Annotated in this window: 6 protein-coding genes and 1 pseudogene; 6 read left to right on the forward strand and 1 reads right to left on the reverse strand. The window is 69.7% G+C overall.

Annotation, left to right across the window (positions count from 1 at the left end):
• The 4 genes and pseudogenes from GT030_RS18785 to GT030_RS18800 form a co-directional block, all read left to right on the forward strand.
• Positions 1-153 (forward strand): annotated as a pseudogene (locus GT030_RS18785) (calcium homeostasis/redox stress adaptation protein); the annotation flags it as partial.
• A 95-nt stretch (positions 154-248) separates the two neighbouring features.
• Positions 249-827 carry a TerD family protein gene (locus tag GT030_RS18790; RefSeq protein WP_086695837.1) on the forward strand — a complete coding sequence of 193 codons (579 nt, stop codon included), beginning with the start codon at positions 249-251 and terminating at the stop codon, positions 825-827.
• 76 nt (positions 828-903) lie between these two features.
• Entirely contained in the window at positions 904-2,049 is a 1,146-nt protein-coding gene (locus tag GT030_RS18795) for a DUF475 domain-containing protein (protein WP_161202078.1), read from the forward strand.
• Between the two features lie 121 nt (positions 2,050-2,170).
• Positions 2,171-2,908: a Tellurium resistance gene (locus GT030_RS18800; RefSeq protein ID WP_161202079.1), complete on the forward strand. Its 738-nt coding sequence runs from the start codon at positions 2,171-2,173 to the stop codon at positions 2,906-2,908.
• 10 nt (positions 2,909-2,918) lie between these two features.
• Here GT030_RS18800 and GT030_RS18805 read toward each other — a convergent pair whose 3' ends face one another.
• Positions 2,919-3,779 (reverse strand): TerD family protein, encoded by an 861-nt coding sequence (locus tag GT030_RS18805; protein ID WP_161202080.1) that lies wholly within the window; start codon positions 3,777-3,779, stop codon positions 2,919-2,921.
• A gap of 173 nt (positions 3,780-3,952) precedes the next feature.
• Here GT030_RS18805 and GT030_RS18810 point away from each other — a divergent pair, with 173 nt between their 5' ends.
• Complete coding sequence (locus GT030_RS18810) at positions 3,953-5,131, forward strand: HpcH/HpaI aldolase/citrate lyase family protein (RefSeq protein WP_161202081.1); 1,179 nt, start codon at positions 3,953-3,955, stop codon at positions 5,129-5,131.
• Between the two features lie 70 nt (positions 5,132-5,201).
• Positions 5,202-5,980, forward strand: a 779-nt coding sequence (locus tag GT030_RS18815) for a phosphoribosyltransferase domain-containing protein (protein ID WP_202460266.1), incomplete at its 3' end; no start/stop codon positions are given.

The following is a 5,980-nucleotide window of genomic DNA, read 5'->3' on the forward strand; positions in this document are numbered from 1 at the left end:
CGCTACGACCTCAGCGAGGACGCCTCCACCGAGACGGCCATGGTCTTCGGCGAGCTGTACCGCAACGGCCCGGAGTGGAAGTTCCGCGCCATCGGTCAGGGCTACGCCTCGGGCCTGCGCGGCATCGCCCAGGACTTCGGCGTCAACGTCTGACGCCGTACGGCTCGCACCTCTTCCGGCGCCGTTCCGCGTTTGCGGGCGGCGCCGGTGGCGCAGGAGAACCAAGAACACCACAGGGGAGGATCAGCATGGGTGTCACGCTCGCCAAGGGAGGCAATGTCTCCCTCTCCAAGGCCGCGCCGAATCTCACCAACGTCATGATCGGTCTCGGCTGGGACGCCCGCTCCACCACCGGCGCCCCCTTCGACCTGGACGCCAGCGCCCTGCTGTGCGGCGCCGGGAACCGGGTGCTGGGGGACGAGTACTTCGTCTTCTACAACCAGCTCACCAGCCCCGAGGGCTCGGTGGAGCACACCGGCGACAACCTCACCGGTGAGGGCGAGGGTGACGACGAATCGATTCTGGTGGACCTTTCCCGGGTGCCGCCGCAGTGCGAGAAGATCATTTTCCCGGTCTCGATCCACATGGCGGACGAGCGCAACCAGTCCTTCGGCCAGGTCGCCAACGCGTTCATCCGGGTGGTCAACCGGTCCGACGACCAGGAACTCGCCCGCTACGACCTCAGCGAGGACGCCTCCACCGAAACGGCCATGATCTTCGGCGAGCTCTACCGGTATCAGGGCGAATGGAAATTCCGTGCGGTCGGACAGGGGTACGCGTCCGGACTTCGGGGCATCGCTCTAGACTTCGGAGTCAACGTTTCGTAAAGCCGGGTACGGCGGCGGGGGAGACCTCCCCCAGACAGCGTCTGGGAGGGGCCCCCAGAAGATGATGGGGTAGCCAGTGCTTCTGAAAACCTTCGGCTGGTCTTTCGCGATCACCGCGATCGGCCTGGTCGCAGCGGTCTTCTACGGGGGGTGGAAGGCCTTCGGCATCGTGGCGATCCTTTCCGTCCTCGAGATCTCGCTGTCCTTCGACAACGCGGTGGTCAACGCCGGAATCCTGAAGAAGATGAGTGCCTTCTGGCAGAAGATCTTCCTCACGGTCGGCGTGCTCATCGCGGTCTTCGGCATGCGGCTGGTCTTCCCCGTCGTCATCGTCGCCATCAGCGCCAAGATGGGCCCGGTCGAGGCCGTCAATCTCGCGCTGAACAACAAGGACCGCTATCAGGAACTGGTCACCGACGCCCACCCGGCCATCGCCGCGTTCGGTGGCATGTTCCTGCTGATGATCTTCCTCGACTTCATCTTCGAGGACCGGGACATCCAGTGGCTGCGCTGGATCGAGCGGCCGCTGGCCAAGCTCGGCAAGGTCGACATGCTGTCGGTCTGCATCGCCATGATCGTCCTGCTGATCACCTCCTTCACCTTCGCCACCCACGCCCACCAGCACGGCGGCGCCCATGTCGACAAGGCCCAGACGGTTCTGATCGCGGGGATCGCGGGTCTGATCACCTACATGGTCGTCGGCGGTCTCTCCGGGTACTTCGAGGACAAGCTGGAGGCCGAGGAGGAGGCCGAGCACGAGGCCGAGGAGGAGGCCGCCCGCTCCGGCAAGCCACGCTCGGCGGTGAAGCTGGCCGGCCAGGCCGCGTTCTTCATGTTCCTCTACCTGGAGGTCCTGGACGCGTCCTTCTCCTTCGACGGTGTGATCGGCGCCTTCGCCATCACCAACGACATCGTCCTGATGGCGCTGGGCCTCGGCATCGGCGCGATGTACGTCCGTTCGCTGACCGTCTACCTGGTCCGCCAGGGCACGCTCGACGACTACGTCTACCTGGAGCACGGCGCCCACTACGCGATCGGCGCCCTGGCCGTGATCCTCATGGTCACCATCCAGTACGAGATCAACGAGGTCATCACCGGCCTGGTCGGCGTCGTCCTGATCGCCTGGTCCTTCTGGTCCTCGGTCCGCCGCAACCGCGCCCTCGCGGCCTCCGGTGGCGATGCCGGGTCGAGCGAGAAGACGGAGATCTCCTCCGGGGTCTGACGACCCCTAGGGGCAAGATCGGGGACGTGGCGGGGTGTGGCATCCCGCTCGGTGAGGAACGCTTCGAATGGGGCGGCCGACTCGGGTCGGCCGCCCCGACGACTTTTCCAGGGGGGCGGAAGTGGGATTTCTCGACGGACTGCTGGGCGGCCGCACCGCCGACTTCGACTCGGGCAGCTCCGGGTCCAACGCGATCGAACTGACCAAGCGGCACCAGCAGGTGTCCCTCACCAAACAGGGCGCGGCCACCGGGAACCTCCGGGTCAACCTGACCTGGCGGATGCGCACCTCCGACCTCGGCGGCCCCCAGCGCGGCAGCCTCTTCCGGCACCCCTTCAAGGCACTGAAACCACCGGAAGTGATGGGCCACGGCCAGAGCATGGTCAACGTCGACCTGGACCTCGGCTGCCTCTACGAACTCGCCGACGGCACCAGGGGCGTCGTCCAGCCCCTCGGCGGCTACCTGGGCGACGTCAACGCCCCGCCGTACGTCAAGCTCAGCGGCGACGACCGGTTCGGCTCCGCCTCGGGCGAGACGATGTACGTCAACCTGGACCACCGGGACGCCATCAAACGCCTGCTGGTCTTCGTGTACATCTACGACCAGACCCCGGCCTTCGACCGCACCCACGCCGTGGTCACGCTCTACCCGAGCAACGGCCCGCGCATCGAGATCGGCCTCGACGAACGCCATCCGCAGGCCCGCTCGTGCGCCGTGGTGCTGATAGAGAACGTGAAGGGCGAGCTGGTCGTGCGCCGCGAGGTGAAGTTCGTCTACGGCTTCCAGGGCGAGCTCGACCGGCTGTACGGCTGGGGGCTGACCTGGGGACGGGGCTACAAGACCAAGGCGGACCGCTGAGCGGGGATGGCTAGCGCCCCAGGAACTGCGGCCCCTGCGGCGGCAGCCGGAAGTCCGGGTCCAGCGGGGCCGCCGCCGGCCCCGGCTGGGGCTGGGGGTACCCGTAGGCGGGCGGCGCCTGGGTCTGGACGGACTGGGGATAGCCGTAGGTGGCCTGGCTCGCGGAAGCGGGCTGCGGATAGCCGTACGCGGGCTGCGGGGCCGAGACGGGCTGCGGATAGCCGTAGGCCGGCGGCTGGGCGGGCAGCGGCGGCAGCGGTACGGGCTGCTCCGGGGGCAGCGGCACCGACCGGGACTCGTACGGGCGCGGCTCCTCGGCCGCCGCCTCCGACTCGTCCACCGAGATGCCGAAGTCGGTGGCGAGCCCCTCCAGACCGTTGGAGTAGCCCTCGCCCAGTGCGCGGAACTTCCAGCCGTCCCCGCGCCGGTACAGCTCGCCGCAGATCAGCGCCGTCTCCGCGCCGGTCTCCGGCTTCACCTCGAACCGGGCCAGCGGCTCGGCGTCGGTCGCCGAGGCGTCGTAGACCAGCACGCACAGGGACGGGACGCGGTCGAAGGGGACGTCGTCGGCGGAGGCCACCAGCAGGACGCGGTCCACTCCGGACTCGACCCCGGCCAGGTCCACCTGGACGGTGTCGGTCAGGCCACCGGCGACCGGCTTCCGGCCCAGCCCCCACACCGCGCCGGAGGGGTGGCGGGGCTGGTTGTAGAAGACGAAGTCCTCGTCCGAGCGCACCCGGCCGTCGGGGCCCAATAGCAGCGCAGAGGCGTCGACCTCGGGGACGTCCTGCCCCGGTGTCCAGCGCAGCACCGCCCGTACCGCGGCGGCGTCCAGCGGGACGTTCGACCCCTTCAGCATCGCGTGCGTCATGCGGTCATCCTGCCTTCTCGGTCCTGGCCACGACAATGCGGGGGGTGTTTGCCCGACACGGGCGGGTAACCGGAAATTCATACCGGCCGGGAACCCCGGACATGCCTCTCTACGTACTATTACCGGCCACCCTTTGCGGAAATCACAGACTAGGCGCGCCTTGAGGGAGTCCTATGCGTCATTTCGGGCACATCGCCCCCGAAGCGCGGGAGCGTCTCTTCCACCAGGAGCCGTGCGCCTTCACCGCCGACTCCCCGGCCAGGCTGCTCTCGGCGGCCCTCGGGGCCACCCTGTACAGCCCGGCCACCCGGCCCCGGCTCGCCGCCGACATCGTCAAGCAGACGAGCAGTGGCGTCGTCTCGATGGTGCTGTGCCTGGAGGACTCCATCGCGGACGAGGACGTGCCCGCCGGTGAGGAGAACCTGGTCCGGCAGTTCGCCGAGCTGGACGCCCTGTACGCGCGGACCGGCGCCGAGCCGCCGCTGCTGTTCGTCCGGGTGCGCACGCCCGACCAGATCCCCGACCTGGTCCGGCGCCTGGGCGCCAGCGTCCGGCTGCTGTCGGGTTTCGTGCTGCCCAAGTTCACCGAGGAGCGCGGCGTCCCCTTCCTGGAGGCGCTGAGCGCGGCCGAGACCGCCTGCGGACGGCGGCTTTTCGCCATGCCGGTGCTGGAGTCGCCCGAGCTGCTCTACCGCGAGTCCCGCGTGGAGATCCTGGAGGGCATCGCCCGCGCGGTCGGCAAGTACCGCGACCGGGTCCTGGCGCTGCGCCTGGGCGTCACCGACTTCTGCTCCTCCTACGGCCTGCGCCGCGCCCCCGACATGACCGCGTACGACGTCCAGATCGTCGCCTCCGTCATCGGTGACGTGGTCAACCTGCTGGGCCGGGCCGACGGCAGCGGGTTCACCGTGACCGGGCCGGTGTGGGAGTACTTCCGGGTCCCCGAGCGCGTCTTCAAGCCGCAGCTCAGGACGAGCCCCTTCCTGGAGGTGCGCGCCGTGGGACTGCGCGAGAAGCTGATCGAACACGCCATGGACGGCCTGCTCCGGGAGATCTCCCTGGACCAGGCCAACGGTCTGCTCGGCAAGACCTGCATCCATCCCTCCCATGTGCTTCCCGTGCACGCGCTCTCCGTGGTCAGCCACGAGGAGTTCAGCGACGCGGCGGACATCCTCCGGCCGGACAGCGACGGCGGCGGAGTCCTCAGGTCCGCGTACACGAACAAGATGAACGAGGTGAAGCCGCACCGCGCCTGGGCCGAGCGGACCCTGCTGCGCGCGGAGGTCTTCGGGGTGGCCAACGAGGACGTCGGTTTCGTGGACCTGCTCACCGCCGGCGTGATGACCGGCTGAGCCCTCCCTCGCCCGCAAGCCCCTCCTGGCACAGAGCCCCATCTCCCTGCCCCCGAGCCGCAAGGAACGCATGAAGAACGCAGTGAACGACGGCGTCTGGTCCGGCACCTGGGTCGCACGGCGACTCGGTGTCGAACTGGAGGGCGACGAGCACCTGACCGACCTGCTGGGGATGGCCCTGCGCCGCAACCCCAAGCGGGCCCATCTGCTGGTCTCCAAGGTGCTCGGCAAGCACGTCCCGCAGTCGCCCGCCGTGGTCCACGGCCACGGGGTGCGCCTCGGTCACCGGGTCCGCGCCCTGCTCGGGGACGCGGAGGCCGCCCGCGCGGTCGTCCTCGGGTACGCGGAGACCGCCACCGGCCTCGGTCACTCGGTCGCGGACGGCCTCGCCCTGGCCCCGTATCTGCACTCCACCCGCCGCCCGGTCGCCGGGGTCACCCCGGCCGGCGGCTTCGAGGAGTCCCACTCGCACGCCACCTCCCACCTGCTGCTCCCCGAGGACCCGGCCCTGCTGGCCGGGGACGGCCCGCTGGTGCTGGTGGACGACGAGTTCTCCACCGGCAACACCGTCCTGAACACCATCCGCGAGCTGCACGCCCGCCACCCCAGGCGCCGCTACGTGGTCGTCGCCCTGGTCGACATGCGCTCCGCCGAGGACGCCGCCCGGCTGGACCGGTTCGCCGCCGAGATCGGCGCCCGCGTCGACCTGGTCGCCGCCGCCTCCGGGACCGTACGGCTGCCCGAGGGCGTGCTGGAGAAGGGGCAGGCGCTGGTCGCGGAGCACGAGCGGGCCGACGCCGTGCCCGGCGCGGTGCCGGGCGGCGAGGTGAGCCGGGTCGAGCTGGGCTG

Source organism: Streptomyces sp. SID1328 (genome assembly GCF_009865595.1).
Classification (GTDB): Bacteria; Actinomycetota; Actinomycetes; order Streptomycetales; family Streptomycetaceae; genus Streptomyces; species Streptomyces griseoluteus.